Annotated in this window: 15 protein-coding genes; 12 read left to right on the forward strand and 3 right to left on the reverse strand. The window is 64.7% G+C overall.

All coding sequences use genetic code 11. The features are described from left to right. Nucleotides 1-242 precede the first annotated feature (242 nt). From MTX21_RS25025 to MTX21_RS25035, 3 genes are all read left to right on the forward strand, one after another. Entirely contained in the window at nucleotides 243-1,016 is a 774-nt protein-coding gene (locus MTX21_RS25025; protein WP_280967344.1) for an alpha/beta fold hydrolase, read from the forward strand. A 14-nt stretch (nucleotides 1,017-1,030) separates the two neighbouring features. Continuing rightward, a complete protein-coding gene (locus tag MTX21_RS25030) occupies nucleotides 1,031-1,378 on the forward strand; it encodes a hypothetical protein (protein ID WP_280967345.1) in 348 nt (115 codons plus the stop codon). Nucleotides 1,379-1,568: 190 nt separating this feature from the next. Beyond that, nucleotides 1,569-2,240, forward strand: coding sequence for a dienelactone hydrolase family protein (locus tag MTX21_RS25035; protein WP_280967346.1), 672 nt, complete (start codon nucleotides 1,569-1,571; stop codon nucleotides 2,238-2,240). Nucleotides 2,241-2,399: 159 nt separating this feature from the next. Here the strand turns inward: MTX21_RS25035 and MTX21_RS25040 are convergent, their stop codons facing one another. The 3 genes from MTX21_RS25040 to MTX21_RS25050 form a co-directional block, all read right to left on the reverse strand. Beyond that, a complete protein-coding gene (locus MTX21_RS25040) occupies nucleotides 2,400-3,131 on the reverse strand; it encodes a polysaccharide biosynthesis/export family protein (protein WP_280967347.1) in 732 nt (243 codons plus the stop codon). Nucleotides 3,132-3,409: 278 nt separating this feature from the next. Next, nucleotides 3,410-4,066, reverse strand: a complete 657-nt coding sequence (gene msrA, locus MTX21_RS25045; RefSeq protein ID WP_280967348.1) for a peptide-methionine (S)-S-oxide reductase MsrA — start codon at nucleotides 4,064-4,066, stop codon at nucleotides 3,410-3,412. 144 nt (nucleotides 4,067-4,210) lie between these two features. Then, entirely contained in the window at nucleotides 4,211-4,528 is a 318-nt protein-coding gene (locus tag MTX21_RS25050) for a hypothetical protein (RefSeq protein ID WP_280967349.1), read from the reverse strand. 371 nt (nucleotides 4,529-4,899) lie between these two features. Between MTX21_RS25050 and rpsT the strand changes: the two genes are divergently transcribed. The 9 genes from rpsT (at nucleotide 4,900) to MTX21_RS25095 (ending at nucleotide 17,631) form a co-directional block, all read left to right on the forward strand. Beyond that, a complete protein-coding gene (gene rpsT, locus MTX21_RS25055; RefSeq protein ID WP_280967350.1) occupies nucleotides 4,900-5,166 on the forward strand; it encodes a 30S ribosomal protein S20 in 267 nt (88 codons plus the stop codon). 1,345 nt (nucleotides 5,167-6,511) lie between these two features. Further along, nucleotides 6,512-7,924: a chromosomal replication initiator protein DnaA gene (gene dnaA / locus MTX21_RS25060; protein ID WP_280967351.1), complete on the forward strand. Its 1,413-nt coding sequence runs from the start codon at nucleotides 6,512-6,514 to the stop codon at nucleotides 7,922-7,924. A gap of 253 nt (nucleotides 7,925-8,177) precedes the next feature. Then, nucleotides 8,178-9,296: a DNA polymerase III subunit beta gene (gene dnaN / locus MTX21_RS25065; RefSeq protein WP_280967352.1), complete on the forward strand. Its 1,119-nt coding sequence runs from the start codon at nucleotides 8,178-8,180 to the stop codon at nucleotides 9,294-9,296. Nucleotides 9,297-9,440: 144 nt separating this feature from the next. Then, nucleotides 9,441-10,577: a DNA replication/repair protein RecF gene (recF, locus tag MTX21_RS25070; protein WP_280967353.1), complete on the forward strand. Its 1,137-nt coding sequence runs from the start codon at nucleotides 9,441-9,443 to the stop codon at nucleotides 10,575-10,577. Nucleotides 10,578-10,830: 253 nt separating this feature from the next. After that, complete coding sequence (gyrB, locus tag MTX21_RS25075; protein WP_280967354.1) at nucleotides 10,831-13,266, forward strand: DNA topoisomerase (ATP-hydrolyzing) subunit B; 2,436 nt, start codon at nucleotides 10,831-10,833, stop codon at nucleotides 13,264-13,266. A 299-nt stretch (nucleotides 13,267-13,565) separates the two neighbouring features. Continuing rightward, nucleotides 13,566-14,861, forward strand: coding sequence for a UDP-N-acetylglucosamine 1-carboxyvinyltransferase (murA, locus tag MTX21_RS25080; protein ID WP_280967355.1), 1,296 nt, complete (start codon nucleotides 13,566-13,568; stop codon nucleotides 14,859-14,861). Between the two features lie 243 nt (nucleotides 14,862-15,104). Continuing rightward, a complete protein-coding gene (locus tag MTX21_RS25085) occupies nucleotides 15,105-16,499 on the forward strand; it encodes an MATE family efflux transporter (protein ID WP_280967356.1) in 1,395 nt (464 codons plus the stop codon). Then, entirely contained in the window at nucleotides 16,496-16,984 is a 489-nt protein-coding gene (locus MTX21_RS25090; protein WP_280967357.1) for a DUF2867 domain-containing protein, read from the forward strand. The genes MTX21_RS25085 and MTX21_RS25090 overlap by 4 nt, the downstream gene beginning before the upstream one ends. Further along, a complete protein-coding gene (locus MTX21_RS25095) occupies nucleotides 16,981-17,631 on the forward strand; it encodes a 2-hydroxychromene-2-carboxylate isomerase (protein ID WP_280967358.1) in 651 nt (216 codons plus the stop codon). The genes MTX21_RS25090 and MTX21_RS25095 overlap by 4 nt, the downstream gene beginning before the upstream one ends. Nucleotides 17,632-17,892 lie beyond the last annotated feature (261 nt).

The raw sequence follows: 17,892 nt of genomic DNA on the forward strand, positions 1-17,892 counted from the left end.
CGGCCAGGCGGTTTCCTCCGAGTAACCCGGCGGCTAGAGTATGATGAGATGAAGGCGTCCGCCGCGTGTCCACCTCTCCCCAGCGGGGAGAGGTCGGATTGCGAAGCAATCCGGGTGAGGGGCCGCAGCATCTAGTGAGACTGTTACCCCTCACCCGGATCGCATCTTTCGATGCGATCCGACCTCTCCCTTCGGGAGAGGTGAAGCGCCAGATGGGCGTCGAAACATAAAGGGCGGATGCAATGCCAAGGATCGATCGGGACGGCGTCGGGATCTATTACGAGGTGCATGGCGAGGGTGCGCCGCTGCTGCTCACCCACGGCTATTCCTCGACCTCGGCGATGTGGCACGGCCAGATCGACGCGCTCGCAGCGAACCATAAGCTCGTTTTGTGGGATATGCGCGGCCACGGTCAGTCCGACTATCCGGACGATCCGAACGCTTACAGCGAAGCGCTCACGGTCGGCGACATGGCGGCGATCCTCGATGCGGTCGGCACCGATCGCGCCATCATCGGCGGGCTATCGCTCGGCGGCTACATGTCGCTCGCCTTCTGCCGCGCCCATCCGCAGCGCACCCGCGCGCTCCTGATCATCGACACCGGCCCGGGCTTCAAGAAGGACGATGCACGCGAGGCCTGGAATGCGCGTGCGCTCGCCACGGCCGACAAGCTCGATCGCGAAGGCCTCGACGTGCTGAAAGCGGCGACGCGCGAACGCGCGACCGCCAGCCATCGCAACGCCAAGGGCCTTGCGCATGCCGCGCGCGGCATGCTGACCCAGCGCGATGCGAAGGTGATCGAGCTCCTCCCCGACATCAGGGTACCGTCGCTGATCGTGGTCGGCGCCGACGATGCGCCATTTCTCGCGGCGTCCGACTACATGGCGGCAAAGATCCCCGGCGCACAAAAGGTCGTGATCCCCGCGGCCGGACACGCCGTCAACATCGATCAGCCGCAGGCTTTTGTTGACGCGGTCGTGCCTTTCCTGAAGAACTTGCCGCGACAAACCGGTTGAACGAGGGTGCGGCAATGAAGCAGGCGATGTTGGCCGCCGGCATGGTGGCGGTGGTCATCTCAATGCCGGCCTCAGTACAGGCCGATCCGTTCGGCGCGCCACCGCCGCGCCTGCCCTTCGTAATGACGCTCTCGAACAATACGCCGTTGGCATTCGGCATGGACACCGAACAGACCACACGGGCATTGGGCCAGCCCTTGCAATATGTGCGGGGCCGCCCGGGCAACGAGCTCTATCTTGCTCTGCGCAACATCGGCGGCAGCCGGCTGATACCGTATCGCCATCGCCTCTTCCTGCAATTCCGCCATGGACGGCTGGCAGGATGGAAGGAGGATTACGGTGAGAACTGGATGTGGGAGTGATTGCAGCTCTCATTCTTCACGGTGAGGAGCGCCGCCAGGCGCGGACGATGCTGCGTATCGCCGCGAGAACCATGAAAGGCCCCGCTGCCACCTCTCGGCCTTCATCCTCCGAGTCGCGCTGACGCGCTCCTCGGGATGAGGGGTGAGAGCGGGGCTCGCGATCGACGATCAACAAAGAAGGACGACCCGCGTGGGACAAGACATCAAACTGACGGCTTCCGACAATTTCCAGCTCGGTGCCTACCGCGCCGATCCCAGCGGCGCGCCGAAGGGCGCGATCGTGGTGATCCAGGAGATCTTTGGGGTCAATCACCACATCCGCTCGGTATGCGATCGCATCGCCAGCGAAGGTTATGTCGCGATCGCGCCGTCGATCTTCGACCGCACCTCGCCCAATTTCCAATCGGGCTATTCGCCCGATGAGATCGCCGAGGCGCGCAAGTTCGTCGCCAGTCCCGACTGGACCGCGATGCTGCGCGACACGCAGGCCGCGATCGATGCGGTGAAGAATGTCGGCCCGGTCGGCATCATCGGCTTCTGCCTCGGCGGCAGCGTCGCCTATGTCGCGGCCACGCGTCTGTCCGGCCTCAAGGCCGCGATCGGCTATTACGGCGGCGCGATCGTGCGCTTTGCCGACGAGGCGCCGAAGGTGCCGACGCAGCTCCATTTCGGCGAGAAGGATGCCGGCATTGCCTTGACCGATGTCGAGACCATCAAGACGAAGCGGCCGGAGGTCGAGGTCTTCATCTATCCGGGCGCCCAGCACGGCTTCCATTGCGACGAGCGCGCGAGCTACGACAAGGCCAGCGCCGACACCGCCTGGCCGCGCAGCCTGGCGTTTTTCGCGAAGCATTTGAAATAGCGCGCGGCTCTCACCGCCGTCATCCCACGTTGCGCAAGTGCGCAACGGGGATGCGCCGCAAGGCGCAGGCCCGGACTCCATCGTATCTCAGAGTTGGTGGCGCGATGGAATCCGGGCTCGCGACTTCGTCGCGCCCCGGAATGACGGAGGAGAGAGCTTTTAGAACCAGCGCTCGCCGACCAACACCGTGTCGCCGGGGCTCAAGGGGGTGCCGAGCGGCACCACGGCGCGCATCGCGCCGCCGGCTTCGGTATGCGTGACAGTCACTGCGTCACGTTTCGCACGCGGCGAGAAGCCGCCGGCGATTGCGACCGCGCTTTCGACCGTCATGTTCGGCACATAAGGATACTGGCCGGGCGCGGTGACTTCACCGAGAATGAAGAAGGGGCGATAGGCCTCGATCTCGACCGCGACCGAGGGCTCGCGGATATAGCCGTTGCGCAGGCGCGCCGCGATCTCGCTGGCGAGCCCCGCCGTGGTGCGGCCACGCGCCGGCACGGCGCCGATCAGCGGCATGGTGATCGCGCCGCCGGCATCGATCGCATAGCTGTTGGTGAGGCCTTCCTGGCCGTAGACCACGACGCGGAGCTTGTCGCCGGCATCGAGATGATAGGAGGCAACATAGCGGCCCTGCGCGGGCGCGGCATAGCCGGCGGGCATCGGCCCAGGCGCTGCGGCAAAGGAATTGCGGAGTGCGCTGATGGCGCCGCCACCGGACGTGTCGGCGACGGCAACTGCTTGAGGCCCACCAGGCTGGCCATACGCCATGTAGTCGAGATCGCTGCCCGGCTGCGCCATCGCGACTGGGCCCGTGGTCTGCATGCAGCCGCCAAGGGCGAGCGCCGCGGACGCAACCAAGACCGACCATCGAAACGCGCGTGCAACCGGCACCGGACCCATCCCTTGAAGGAGACAGCTCCAGTCTTGCACTGGGTATGGTTAATAAAGCGTTTCGGAAACCCTCCCTGGAGGGATCCGAGACGAGCGTAGCTCGCTCGTGGGTCGATCGCGCGAAGCGCGAGCGGGTGGGATGACGGTCTCTCCGCATCGAACACTGTCCGCGTTGAGAGATCACCCCACCCCGTCTCATATTTCTATTTCGGTGCGCTCAATATGAGCCGACCCTCGCCCTCCAGGGGAGGGTAACCGCGATGCATATCGATTTGCGCTTACGCGCTCACGCCGACGCCGATCGGGCAGGACACGCCGGTGCCGCCGAGACCGCAATAGCCGGCCGGATTCTTGGCCAGATATTGCTGGTGGTAGTCTTCGGCAAAGTAGAACTCGCCGGCCGGCGCGATCTCGGTCGTAATCGCATCGAGCCCCTTGGCTTTGAGCGCCTTCTGATAGAGCGCCTTCGATTCCTCGGCCGCCTTCTTCTGCACGTCGCTGAAAGTGTAGATCGCGCTTCGATACTGCGTGCCGACGTCGTTGCCCTGGCGCATGCCCTGCGTCGGGTCGTGGTTCTCCCAGAATGCCTTCAACAGCCGTGCATACGAGATCTTGTTCGGATCGAACACGACCAGCACCACCTCGGTGTGGCCGGTGCGCCCCGAGCAGACTTCCTCATAGGTCGGGTTCGGCGTGTGGCCGCCTGCATAGCCGACGGCGGTGACATGGATACCATCGCCGAGCTCCCAGAACTTGCGCTCGGCGCCCCAGAAGCAGCCGAGCCCGAACACGGCCTGCTCGAGGCCCGCGGGATAAGGCGGCTGCAGCTTCGCGCCGTTGACGAAGTGAGTGGTCGCGGTGGGGATCGGTTGCGCACGGCCCGGCAGCGCTTCGGCTGCGCTCGGCAGTGCGGTGGACTTGCGCATGAACAGCATGATCGGATCTCCGGGACGAGCTCACCGTCCCCCGAGCCAAAGGTTCAAACCAGGCGCTCGGGCGGCGTGCTCGTGACTACGGGTGGAATATAGGCAATTACGTCGGGACGGGCAGCCCCGTTACGCGCCCGCGCGCGCAGGACCTTAGTCCCGCGAATAGCCGATCAGCGGTTTCCGCGGCCGGAACAGGATCATCAGGAGGATGCCGAGGATGCCAAGGACGGCGAAAGCCGGCTGGTCCAGGATCACGCGGATCACGGAGGTCCAGAGCCAGGGCGCCTTGGCCTCCACCCAGGTCCGGACCGCCTGCTGGCTGGCCTGATGGACATCGTTCCAGAACTGGCCGAAGCGGGTGAACCGCAGGGTCTGGTCGGCCACCCAGCGGGCGCCGTCATAGACCATGAAGACGAAGCCGCCGGCCAGCAACAACAGCCCAATCAGTCGGAAAAAGCCGCGGATCATGCGTCACCTTATAGGGCCGCCCGGTCGGGGCGGCCTCGAAGCGCCGCCAGCCAATAGCGGGCTAACGGCAGAAATTCAACCTCATCAGCACGTTACGGCCCTCTCCGGACCGTCCGGGGCCGGCCTTCCCAGCCCTAGAGGGCGTTGACGGTGCGGCAGACCCCCTCTATAAGGACGCCAACTGGCGGCGGGTGCAATCCCGCCGCCGCTGTTCTTTGAGCAGACGAAGGTGACGCCGCAAGGCGGTCGCTCATGCTCCGGGGACGGCCTTAGCAACCGAACACCCTAAATCCGAGCGTCGATTACGCGGTTCAAGCAGCCGGCGCTACCCGACCAAAACGCGACCGGTTACCGCAAAGGACATTGAGACTATGGCCAACACCACTTCCGCCAAGAAAGCGACGCGCAAGATCGCCCGCCGCACCGCCGTCAACAAGTCGCGCCGCACCCAGATGCGCGGCGCCGTCCGCACTGTCGAAGAAGCCATCAAGACCGGCGATCGCACCGCTGCGCTGAAGGCGCTGGCGACTGCGGAGCCCGCCCTGATGCGCGCCGCCCAGCGCAACATCATTCACAAGAACAACGCCAGCCGCAAAGTCTCGCGGCTCACCGCGCAGATCGCCAAGCTCGCCAAGTAAGCTTCCAAGCAAGCTTCCAAGCAAGCTTCCAAGCAAGCTCTGCGAGTCATCCGATCGATTGATCCGATCGATCATCGCGCGCATCAATCAGCCCGGCATCCTGCCGGGCTTTTTTGTTGTCTGTCACAATTCAAGCACGCGCTCGCACGACGATGAGCCTTCGGTCGGAAGAGCCTTGGGTCGGAAGAGCCTTGGGTCGGAAGACTTGGGTCGGAAGACTTGGGTCGGAAGAGAAGATGCGTGTCGCCGCGGGACGTCTCGCTCCGTAATTTTACCGCTGATGGTTTTGCGACAGCGGAAACTTTCACCGCATTGCAAAAAACCCTTGCAGGGCGGGGCTAAAATGAATTTGCGCGAGATGAGCTCTACACAGCGCCGTCTGACGGGACGGCGCGTCGCGGCAAAGTTACCCTGCAAAACGAGACTCGAAAAACGATGCTTCGATAATCACTTATCCACATAGCGCGGACAACCATTTGGAAAATGAGCCCACGCGGCACTCGCGTGAAGGTTTTGTAAAATATTTTTGGCCGCCGTCGGGGAATTGTCACACAACGCGCGGAGCTTTCGATTCTCCACGCGGATTCAAAAACTTGGTCTCGAGCCTGTGAACAACTCGCGCGCGGCGTTAACGCAGATCAAGAATTTGGGCGCCTCAAGTGTGAATCAATTTCGTTGCGAGTCTGTCCGCATCGTGTATTCCTTAAGTCGTTCGCGGCGCCCACGATCTTGAGACCAGCGCGGTTTGGGAAACGGGGCGAGCGTGCAAATCGGCGGCGGTCTGCACGTTGGCGACGCTTTACCAAGCGATTGTCGGTTCAAAACCCATAGCAATATGGGAACGGTTGCACTTTGTCTGAATGTCTCCACGCGGGGCATACGTGTCTCGTTCGCAGCAAGCGCAAGTGAGAGACGTGATCGAGGCGACCCGACAGGCGTGACGGCGAAGCCGGCGAACGGCAGTACAGACGGGCGGGGGCACCTGCGACTGAAGTGTTTCGGACGCGGTTGTCTTTTGGACACGCAGGACCTTGTCGTGAGCAATCACGGCAGGACGGGGAGGTATCATGTCTTACGGACTCAACGCGGTATCGAAACAATCTTCCTACTCCAACCATGCCGTTCTAGATTCGTCCGACCTGCAGTCTCCGACGTGTGACGGAGCGCCGAGTACGCGCTGACCTCGCGACCCCTCCATCTCTGACATCGCTGAACAGGCCTGCGGCGCTTGCGCCGAACGGCCGAGCCATGTCCGACGATGGACTCGCTTGAGGTCGCGCCATGGCGGGAAACCCCGCGTGGCGCTCACAACGCAACTTTATCTCTCAGAAGAAGTTTTTCGACGATGACGACATCGGAACAGGATCGCTGGTCACGCGTGAAGGGACGCCTGCGCTCGAGCGTTGGTGAAGACGTCTATACGAGCTGGTTTGCCCGTATGGATCTGGAAGGGGTGCAGGACGAGAGCGTGCGGCTTTCGGTTCCGACCCGTTTCCTGAAGAGCTGGATCCAGGCCCATTATGCCGAGCGCGTGCTGTCGTGCTGGCAGGCCGAGATGCCGGAGGTGCATCGCATCGATCTCACCGTCCGCTCCGCGGTGCGCCCGATGGCGCAGCCGAAGGAAGCGCCCGCGCCGGTCGAGGCACGCCGTGCACCCGCCGCCGAGCTGCGCTCGACCGCGACTGCGCCGGTCTCCGCCAATCACGATGCGCTCGGCGGCTCTCCGCTCGATCCGCGCCTGACGTTTGCGAGCTTCGTCGTCGGCCGTTCCAACACGCTGGCGCATGCGGCGGCACGCCAGGTCGCCGAAGGGCGCAGGGGCGATCCCGTGATGTTCAACCCGCTCTACATTCATGCCGGCGTCGGCCTCGGCAAGACGCATCTGCTGCAGGCGGTGACCTGGGCCGGCAATTCCGGCAACGAGCGCAAGGTGCTTTATCTCACCGCGGAAAAATTCATGTACGGCTTCGTCGCTGCGCTGAAGACGCAGACGGCGCTCGCCTTCAAGGAGGCGCTGCGCGGCATCGACGTGCTGGTCATCGACGACCTGCAATTCCTTCAAGGCAAGTCGACCCAGGCCGAGTTCTGTCACACGCTGAACGCGCTGATCGACGCCGGCCGCCAGGTCGTGATCGCGGCCGACCGTCCGCCGTCCGATCTCGAGAGCCTCGACGATCGCGTTCGCTCGCGGCTCGCCGGCGGTCTCGTGGTCGAGATGGCCTCGCTCGGGGAAGATCTGCGGCTCGGCATTCTCAAGTCGCGCGTCGCCGCGGCGCGCACCCATCATGCGACCTTCGACGTGCCGGAGGAGGTGCTGAACTATCTGTCGCGCGCCATCACCCATAACGGCCGCGACCTCGAAGGTGCGATCAACCGGCTGCTGGCGCATTCCAAGCTCAACAACCAGCCGGTGACGCTGGAGATGGCCGAGCGCGAGGTGCGCGACCTGATCCGGCCGCAGGAGCCCAAGCGCATCAAGATCGAGGACATCCAGCGCGTCGTGGCGCGCCAGTACAATGTCAGCCGCTCCGACCTGTTGTCCTCGCGCCGTACCGCGAACGTGGTCCGCCCGCGGCAGGTCGCGATGTACCTCGCCAAGACGCTGACGCTGCGCTCGCTGCCGGAAATTGGCCGCCGCTTCGGCGGACGCGACCACACCACGGTGCTGCATGCGGTGCGCAAGATCGAGTCCCTGGTCACCAAGGACACCGCGCTGTCCGAGGAGGTCGAGTCGCTCAAGCGCCAGCTTCAGGAATAAACGCCTAGGCCGTCCCGAATTCTGACCTCGCCCGCCGCCCCGGTCCCGCCGGGGCGGCGGCTCGCGTTTTGCCCCTAAATCGTGGGGAACTGGCGCTCAATCCCTTGAAACGGGTGGCGTTCCGCGCCACCTTGCGCGACCCGGGGGGCTTTGATCATATCGGGTGGATGATCCGGCTTTTCGGGTTCTTCGGTGCCGTGGCGCGCTTTTGGCCGCCCGGCTTTTCCATCATGGGAATCGGGCGGGTAGTGCAATGAAGGTTACGGTCGAACGCGCGCAACTCCTGAAGTCGCTGGGCCATGTCCATCGCGTGGTGGAGCGTCGCAACACGATTCCGATCCTCGGCAATGTCCTGGTCCGCGCCGAGAACGCGAAGCTGTCACTCAAGGCGACCGACCTCGACCTCGAGGTGACCGAGACGCTTCCCGCGGAAACCGCGACCGCGGGCTCCACCACCGTGCCGGCGCACATGTTCTACGACATCGTACGCAAGCTGCCGGACGGCTCGCAGATCGTGCTGGAAGCCGACGGCGATCGCGCCGTGCTGGCGATCCGCGCCGGCCGTTCGCGCTTCACGCTGCAGACGCTGCCGGAGAATGATTTTCCGGATCTGGCCGCCGGCGACATGTCGCATTCCTTCTCGCTCGCCGCCAAGGACGTGAAGCGGCTGATCGACCGCACCCAGTTCGCGATCTCCACCGAGGAGACGCGCTATTATCTCAACGGCATCTATCTGCATGCGGCCGGCACGGCCAAGGCCGCGACCTTGCGCGGCGTCGCCACCGACGGCCACCGCCTCGCCCAGCTCGACCTGGTCCAGCCCGCGGGCGCCGCCGGCATGCCCGGCGTGATCGTGCCGCGCAAGACCGTCGGCGAGGTGCAGCGCCTGATCGAGGACTCCGAGGCCGAGATCACCATCGAGCTGTCGCAGGCCAAGATCCGCTTCACCATCGGCAACGTGGTCCTCACCTCGAAGCTGATCGACGGCACCTTCCCCGACTACGGCCGCGTCATCCCGCAGAACAACGACAAGGAGCTCATTGTCGACAAGAAGGATTTTGAGAACGCGGTCGACCGTGTCTCGACGATTTCGAGCGAGAGGGGGCGCGCGGTCAAGCTGTCGCTGTCGGCGGGCAAGCTGGTGCTGTCGGTAACCAATCCGGATTCCGGCAGCGCGACCGAAGAGCTCGAGGTCGATTACGCCTCCGACGCCCTCGATATCGGCTTCAACTCGCGCTATTTGCTCGACATCGCCGCTCAGATCGAGGGCGAGGTTGCAACGCTGAAACTCGCCGACCCCGGCTCGCCGACCCTGGTCCAGGACCGCGACGACACGAGCGCGCTGTACGTGCTGATGCCGATGCGGGTGTGAGCCGTCTCCCCTCGTCATGGCCGGGCTTGCGCGTGGAGGATTGATCTGACAGCCGCGAGCATCCCGAACGGCCGCGCCTATATGATGAAATTGCCCGCGCGGACGATGGGATTGCCGGGTCAAGCCCGGCAATGACGAACAAACATGACCTCCTCCCGCATTCATCGCCTGGCGCTGACGCATTTTCGTAATTACCGGGCGGCGGGGCTCGAGACAGCGGCTGACATGGTGGCGCTGGTCGGGCCGAACGGCGCCGGCAAGACCAATTGCATCGAGGCGATCTCCTTCCTGTCGCCGGGGCGTGGCTTGCGGCGCGCCACGCTGGAAGACGTCGCCGACAACCAGGGCGACGGTTCCTGGGCGGTCTCGGCCCAGGTCGAGGGCGCGCTCGGCCTTGCTACGCTCGGCACCGGCATCGAGCCGCCACGGCCCGACAACACCGTCAGCCGGCGCTGCCGCGTCGATCGCGAGCCGGTCGGTTCGGCCAGCGCCTTCGGCGACCACATCCGCATGGTGTGGCTGACGCCGGCGATGGACGGGTTGTTCATGGGGGCTGCGTCCGAGCGGCGGCGCTTCTTCGACCGCCTGGTGCTCGCCATCGACAGCGAGCATTCCAGCCGCATCTCCGCGCTCGAACGTTCCTTGCGCTCGCGCAACCGCCTGCTCGAGGCGCGCAATTACGACGACCATTGGTGTGACGCGATCGAGCGCGAGACCGCGGAACTCGCGGTCGCGGTGGCCGCAACGCGCGGCCAGACCGCGGCACGGCTGACCGGCATGCTGAACGCCCGCGCGCAGGCGTCCGCCTTTCCATCCGCGCAGATCGCGCTCGACGGCTGGATGGAGAATGCGCTGCTCACCGAGACCGCGACCGCAGTCGAGGACCGCTACCGCCAGATCCTGCGTGACAACCGCCCGCGCGATGCGATCGCCGGCCGCACCACCGACGGCCCGCATCTCACCGATCTCCAGGTGATCTACGCGCCGAAAAGCATGCCGGCGCGCGACGCCTCGACCGGCGAGCAGAAGGCGCTGCTGATCGGGCTCGTGCTGGCGCATGCGAGCCTCGTTGCCGAGATGACCGGCATCGTGCCGCTGCTGCTGCTCGACGAAGTCGTCGCGCATCTCGATCCGAACCGGCGCGCGGCACTTTTCGAGGAACTGCGCAAGCTTGGCGCGCAGGTCTGGCTGACCGGCGCGGACCCGGCCGCCTTCGCCGAGATCGGCGTCGGCAGCGAGGTTTTCGACGTCGAGAGCGGGCGCATCGCCGCACGCCGTTAGGGCATCCGCAGGCCGCCACAGATCCGGAAAAAGCGGCCTTCAAAGACCCCGAAACCAGGTCCCGAATCGGCCTTTTTGCAGTGCCGAGAAACGGCCTTGGAACGACTTGAAAACCGGCCAAAAATCCCCATCTGCTCAAAGGGTTGCGGAAGGATACTTTGCGCTAGGCGCAATCCTCCTTTCATGGCACAAATAGCGTCCAAATCAGCGCCTTCTGCGCCGCTGATTCGGACGACATCCTCGAAGGCCTCTCATGACAGAACCTGCTCGGCAGCCGCGTGCCGAAAACGAGCCCTCCAACGCGAGCGAATACGGCGCGGAATCGATCCGCGTGCTCAAGGGTCTCGATGCCGTCCGCAAGCGTCCGGGCATGTATATTGGCGACACCGACGACGGGTCCGGCCTGCACCACATGGTCTACGAGGTCGTCGACAATGCAATCGACGAAGCGCTCGCGGGCCATGCCACGCGCGTCGACGTCGTCCTCAATCCCGACAATTCCGTCACCGTGCGTGACGACGGCCGCGGCATCCCGGTCGACATCCACAAGGGCGAAGGCATCTCGGCGGCCGAGGTCATCATGACCCAGCTCCACGCCGGCGGTAAGTTCGACCAGAACTCCTACAAGGTCTCCGGCGGCCTGCACGGCGTCGGCGTCTCCGTGGTCAACGCGCTGTCCTCTAAGCTGATGCTGCGCATCTGGCGCGACGACAAGGAGCACTACATCGAGTTCGCCCATGGCGATTCCGTCGCACCGCTGAAAGTGGTCGGCGACGCGCCGGGCAAGCGCGGCACCGAGGTGACGTTCCTGGCCTCGACCGAGACCTTCAAGAACATCGAATATGATTTCGCCACGCTCGAGCACCGCCTGCGCGAGCTCGCCTTCCTCAATTCCGGCGTCAACATCATCCTCTCCGACATGCGTCATGCGGTCGAGAAGCGCGAGGAGATGCACTATTCCGGCGGCGTCGAGGAGTTCGTCAAATATCTCGACCGCAACAAGAAGGCGATCGTGCCGGCACCGATCATGGTGCGCTCGGAAGCCAACGGCATCGGCGTCGAGGCGGCGCTCTGGTGGAACGACAGCTACCACGAGAACGTGCTATGCTTCACCAACAACATTCCGCAGCGCGATGGCGGTACCCATCTCGCCGGCTTCCGCGGTGCGCTGACGCGCCAGGTCAACGGCTATGCCGAGGCCAACGCGAAAAAGGAAAAGATCGCGCTCACCGGCGACGACTGCCGCGAAGGCCTGACCGCCGTGCTGTCGGTGAAGGTGCCGGATCCCAAGTTTTCGTCGCAGACCAAGGACAAGCTGGTGTCCTCGGAAGTGCGCCCCGTGGTCGAGAACGTGCTCAACGAGGCGCTTCAAGCCTGGTTCGAGGAACATCCGAGCGAAGCCAAGGTGATCGTCGGCAAGGTGATCCAGGCGGCCGCTGCGCGCGAAGCGGCGCGAAAGGCGCGCGAGCTGACGCGCAAGAGCCCGCTCTCGGTCTCCTCGCTGCCCGGCAAGCTCGCCGACTGCCAGGAGAAGGATCCGGCGAAGTCCGAACTCTTCATCGTCGAGGGTGACTCGGCAGGCGGCAGCGCCAAGCAGGGCCGCAATCGCGAGTTCCAGGCGGTGCTGCCGCTGCGCGGCAAGATCCTCAACGTGGAACGCGTCCGTCCCGACAAGATGCTGTCATCGGAGCAGATCGGCACGCTGATCACCGCGCTCGGTACCGGCATCAGCGACGATTTTTCGGTCGAGAAGCTGCGTTATCACAAGATCATCGTGATGACGGACGCCGACGTCGACGGCGCCCACATCCGCACGCTGCTTTTGACCTTCTTCTACCGGCAGATGCGCGACATCATCGACGGCGGCTATCTCTATATCGCCCAGCCGCCGCTCTATAAGGTCGCACGCGGCAAGTCCGAGCAATATCTGAAGGACGAGCGAGCGCTGGAAGACTATCTGATCGATGCCGGGCTCGACGACTGCGTGTTCGTTCCGGGAACCGGAGGCGACCGCTCCGGCCGCGACCTGCGCGCGCTGGTCGACGACGCCCGCGTGGTCCGCAGCATCCTGCGCAACCTGCACAGCCGCTATAACCGCAAGGTCGTCGAGCAAGGGGCCGTCATTGGTCTGTTTGGCAGGGAAATTTATACCGATCCAGCAAATGCCAGCGCCGCAGCAGAATACATGGCGAAGCGGCTGGACAGGCAGGCCGAAGAGGTCGAACGCGGCTGGACAGGACAATTCGTGGAAGGCCACGGCTTCATGTTCGAGAGAACGGTGCGCGGCGTCAAGGAAGCCGCCGTCATCGACGATGCCTTCCTGGGCTCGGCCGAGGCGCGCAAGCTCCACGAATACCGGACGAAGCTGCAAGACGTCTACGAGCGCCCCGGCAAGCTGCGGCGCAAGGATTCCGAGCACGTCATTCATGGGCCGACCGACCTGTTCGAGGCGGTCACCGATTCGGGGCGCAAGGGCATCACGCTGCAGCGCTACAAAGGTCTCGGCGAGATGAACCCCGAGCAGCTCTGGGAGACGACGCTGGATACCGAGGCACGCTCGCTGCTGCAAGTGAAGGTCAAGGAGGTCGACGAGGCCGACGACATCTTCACCAAGCTGATGGGCGACGTGGTCGAACCGCGGCGCGACTTCATCCAGGAACACTCGCTGAGCGCGACGATCGATATCTGAGGCTGGTTGCGACTGCCGAAGGACGCCCGCTTTTGGCGGGCTCCTCAGGACGAGGTCTTGTGTCGCGGCGAGATCCTGATCCTCATGGTGAGGAGCGCGGAACGCGCGTCTCCGGACGATGCTTTGCATCGCCGGGCGAACCATGAAGGCCCGCCTGTCGCCCGCCGCCATCCTTCGAGCCCGTTTGTCGTGCGCTGCTCAGGATAAGGGCGGATGCTTGCGACGAATTGCTACCGCGCCCAATTCTCTGTATTTTCCGCTTCCCGAAAGCAGCCCGCCCCAAACAACAGGACACCGACGTGGCGCCCATCCAATACATCGTCGAGGGCGGTCACCGGCTCTCGGGCTCGATCGAACCGTCCGGCAACAAGAACTCGGCGCTGCCGATCATCGCGGCCGCGCTGCTCACCGAGCATCCGGTCACGCTTCAGAATGTTCCGCGGATCCGCGACACCGAGACGCTGGTCGAGCTGATCCGCTCGGTCGGTGCGTCGGCGGAATGGAGCGCGCGCAATACGCTTCATATTCACGCCAAGAGCATCAGCGCCGCCGATCTCGATCCCGAGCTCTGCATCCGCATCCGCGCCTCGATCCTGCTCGCAGGCCCCCTGCTCGCGCGCTGCGGCGAGGTGATGCTGCCGCCGCCCGGCGGCGACGTCATCGGCCGGCGCCGACTGGACACGCATATGCTGGCGCTGGAACAGCTAGGGGCCAAGGTCACGGCGACCGACCGGCTGGAGTTCCGCGCGCCGAAGCTGACCGGCGCCGACGTGTTCCTGGACGAGCCGAGCGTCACCGCGACCGAGAACGCGCTGGTGGCGGCCGTGGCCGCCGACGGCGTCACCTATTTGCGCAATGCCGCCTCCGAGCCGCACGTGCAGGACCTCGCCAACTTCCTGGTCGCGCTCGGCGCGAAGATCGAGGGCATCGGCACCAACACCATGATCATCCATGGCGCGGCGACGCTGGGCGCGGCGACTTACTCGATCCAGCCTGATCATATCGAGGTCGGCTCGCTGATCGGCTTAGCGGCCGTGACGCGCTCGCCGCTGCGCATCGTGCGCGCCGGCGTCGAACACCTGCGCTCGATCCGCATGGGGTTCGAGCGGCTCGGCATCGTCTGCCGCGTCGAAGGCGACGATCTCATCGTGCCCTCCAACCAGACGCTGAAGATCCAGGACGATTTTGGCGGCCACGTGCCGAAGCTGGAGGATCAGCCCTGGCCGGCCTTCCCGGCCGATCTGATGTCGATCGCGATCGTCACCGCCACGCAATGCGAGGGCGTGATCCTGATGTTCGAGAAGATGTTCGAATCGCGGATGTTCTTCGTCGACAAGCTGATCGCGATGGGCGCGCGCATCGTGCTGTGCGATCCGCACCGCGCCATCATCGCCGGTCCCAGCCGCCTGCGCGGCGCATCGATGATCTCGCCCGACATCCGCGCCGGCATGGCCATGCTGCTCGCCGCGGTCTGCGCCGAGGGCACCTCGACGATCAACAACGCCGACCAGATCGAGCGCGGCTACGAGCGCATCGAGGAACGGCTGAACGCGCTGGGTGCGAAGATCAAGCGCGTGCCCGAGCGGAAGGGCTGAAGTCGCCTCTCCCCGCTTGCGGGGAGAGGCCGGATTGCATCGTCAGGTGCAATCCGGGTGAGGGGGAGCCTCCGCGAGTCCAACTCTTACCGTGATCGCGGAAACAGCCCCTCACCCCAACCCTCTCCCCGTAAGAACGGGGAGAGGGAGAATAGAGCAAGGGTGGAGGGAGAACAGCTACGCGCGTCCGGGACGCGAGAATGGGGCCATGTTTTCGACGTGTGGCTGTGTTATTGACCGGCCATGCTCGACACCGTCCAACCTCGTCCGCAGCCGCAAGCCGGCGCGCCGCAAAGCCACCTCGCCGATGAATTCGTCGAGACGCTGCGGCTGGCCGTGCCGATGATGCTGACCCAGCTCGGACAGATCGCGATGATCACGACCGATCTCGCGCTGATCGGCAGGCTCGGCGAGGACGCCGTCGCGGCTGCGGCGCTGGCGCACACGGTCTATTTCGTCAGCTTCACCTTCGGGCTGGGATTGATGGCTGCGGTGTCGCCGCTGGCAGCACAGGCATTTGGTGCCGGAGACGTCAGGCGGATCCGCCGGTCCTTGCGCGTCGGCCTGTGGGTGGCGCTCTTGATCTCGCTACCGATGATGGCCTCGCCGCTCTATGGCGAGCACATTCTGCTTGCGCTTGGACAGGCGCCGCATTCGGCCGCGCTCGCCCAGCGCTATCTGAACGGGCTCGCCTGGGGCATCGCCCCGGCGCTCGGCTTCATCGCGCTACGCGGCATGATGAGCGCGGTGAACCGGCCGCAGCCGCCGCTGTGGATTACCATTGCTGCGATTCCTGCCAATGCGGCACTGGTCTACTGCCTGATCCACGGCCTGTTCGGCCTGCCGGAGCTCGGCCTGCTCGGTGCGGGGCTTGCGACCACGATCGTCAATCTCGGCACCTTCATCGCCGCGGTCGCCATCGCGGCGACGCGAAAACCCATTGCCGACTATCACCCGCTCGCCCATCTCTGGCGGATCGACTGGCAGTTGATGCGCCAGCTCATCGTCATCGGCGCGCCGATCTCGTTCTCGCTGCTGATGGAATATGGCCTGTTCTCCTCGGCCGCGCTGCTGATGGGGCTGATCTCGACCACCGCGCTCGCGGCACATCAGATCGCGCTGCAGGTCACCGCCGTGCTGTTCATGGTTCCGCTCGGGATCGGCATGGCGGCGACGGTACGTGTCGGCCATGCCTTCGGCCGCGACGAGCCGCTAGCGGTGAAGCGCGCCGGCCTCGTCGCGGCGCTGCTCGGGATCGCCCTGGTCTCGGCCCTGACCGTCGCCATCATCCTCGGCCGCTATGCGCTGGGCCGGCTGTTCTTCGGCGGCGGCGAGGCGAGCGCGGCAACCGTCGAGCTGACGGCGACGCTGCTGCTGGTCGGCGCGACCTTCTTCATCGCCGACGGCCTCCAGACCATCATGGGCGGCGCGCTGCGCGGCCTCAATGACACCAGGATGACGCTGGTGTTCGCGGCGATCGGCTATTGGTGTGTCGCCTTTCCCATCGCCTGGGTGCTGGCTTTCCACGCCGGGCTTGGCGCAGTCGGCGTCTGGATCGGCCTGTCGATCGGGACCTTCGTCTATGCCGGGCTCTTGATCTTGCGCTTTCGGATGCTGACGCGCAGATTGGCGGGATGATCGGGACAGTCCGCGAAGTCACCCCCGAGGTCGAGGCCGCTGCCGTGCTGGCGGGTGCGCAGTTCATCGACGCCTATCGCGTCGGGATCGGCGCGAGCCCGATCGATGCCCGCGAAGCCTGCATCCGGATGGTGCTGCACGGGCCACGCTGGATCGATGCGCTGGTGCGCCTGCGCAACATCCTGGTGAGGCCGTTCGGGCTGAAGACATCGGGCGAAGGCGCGCCGGCCCCGCATGGCATGATCGGCCTGTTTCCTGTGGTCAGCGAAACGCCGGAGCGTCTTGTCGCGGGCTTCAACGATTATCACCTCGACTTCCGCCTCGTGGTCGAATTGGACGGCACTGCACCGAGCCGACAAGTCACCTCGACCACGCTGGTGCGGACGCATAATCTGCTCGGCCGGACCTACCTCACCCTGATCATGCCCTTCCACAAGCTGGTGGTCCGCAGCATGATGGGGCGGATCATGGAGCCGGCGCGATGACCCTTGCAGTCGACCTCTTCTTTTCCTTCCGCAGCCCGTTCAGCTATCTGGCGTTGCCCAAGACGCTGAAGCTCGTCGAGACATACGATCTCACGGTGAACCTACGTCCGGTCTATCCGCTCGCGGTGCGAGTCCCCGGCTTCTTCAAGAAGACCAATCCGCAATTCATCCGCTATGTCGTGCTCGACAGCAGCCGCGTGGCGGAGCATGAAGGCATTCCGTTCCGCTTTCCGCGGCCCGATCCGATCGTGCAGGACCTGACGACGCTCGAGGTCGCGGCCGAGCAGCCCTACATCCATCGCCTGACCCGGCTTGGCGCCATGGCGCAGCTCGAAGGCCGCTCGCTCGAGTTCACTTACGCGATCGCGCGCGTGCTGTGGGACGGCTCGGTCACGGGATGGAATGAGGGCGACCATCTCGCGCGCGCGGCAGAAAAAGCCGGCTTCGATCTCGCCGCCATGGACGCAGCCATCAGCACTGATGCGGACCGCTACGCGCAGGTGATCGCCGACAACGAGAAGGATCACGCCGCGTCCGGCCATTGGGGCGTGCCGACCTTCGTGTTCGAAAAAGAGCCGTTCTTCGGCCAGGACCGCATCGATCTCCTGGTCTGGCGCATGCAAAGCAAGGGCCTGATGCGGCGGTAGGGCGTGTACTCACGAATTCGCCAAGTCCGCTTGCTCTCGAAAGTCGACGTTCAAGCTAACATTGGTGCATGTCGCCCCTGGGCCCACAAGCAGAAATCGCAACCGTGCCCTCCTCCGACTTCGCCCCACCGTGTACATGACCGTGACGGCAGACTGACCGAAGGTTGACTTCGCACGAAAAGAGGCGATCAACTGAGTGGCCCCTTGAACCGGACCTGCTAATGCCTGTCGGAATTTTCGTTTTCGTTGCTGCACTGTGGC

The organism is Bradyrhizobium sp. ISRA430 (genome assembly GCF_029909975.1).
Lineage (GTDB): Bacteria > Pseudomonadota > Alphaproteobacteria > Rhizobiales > Xanthobacteraceae > Bradyrhizobium.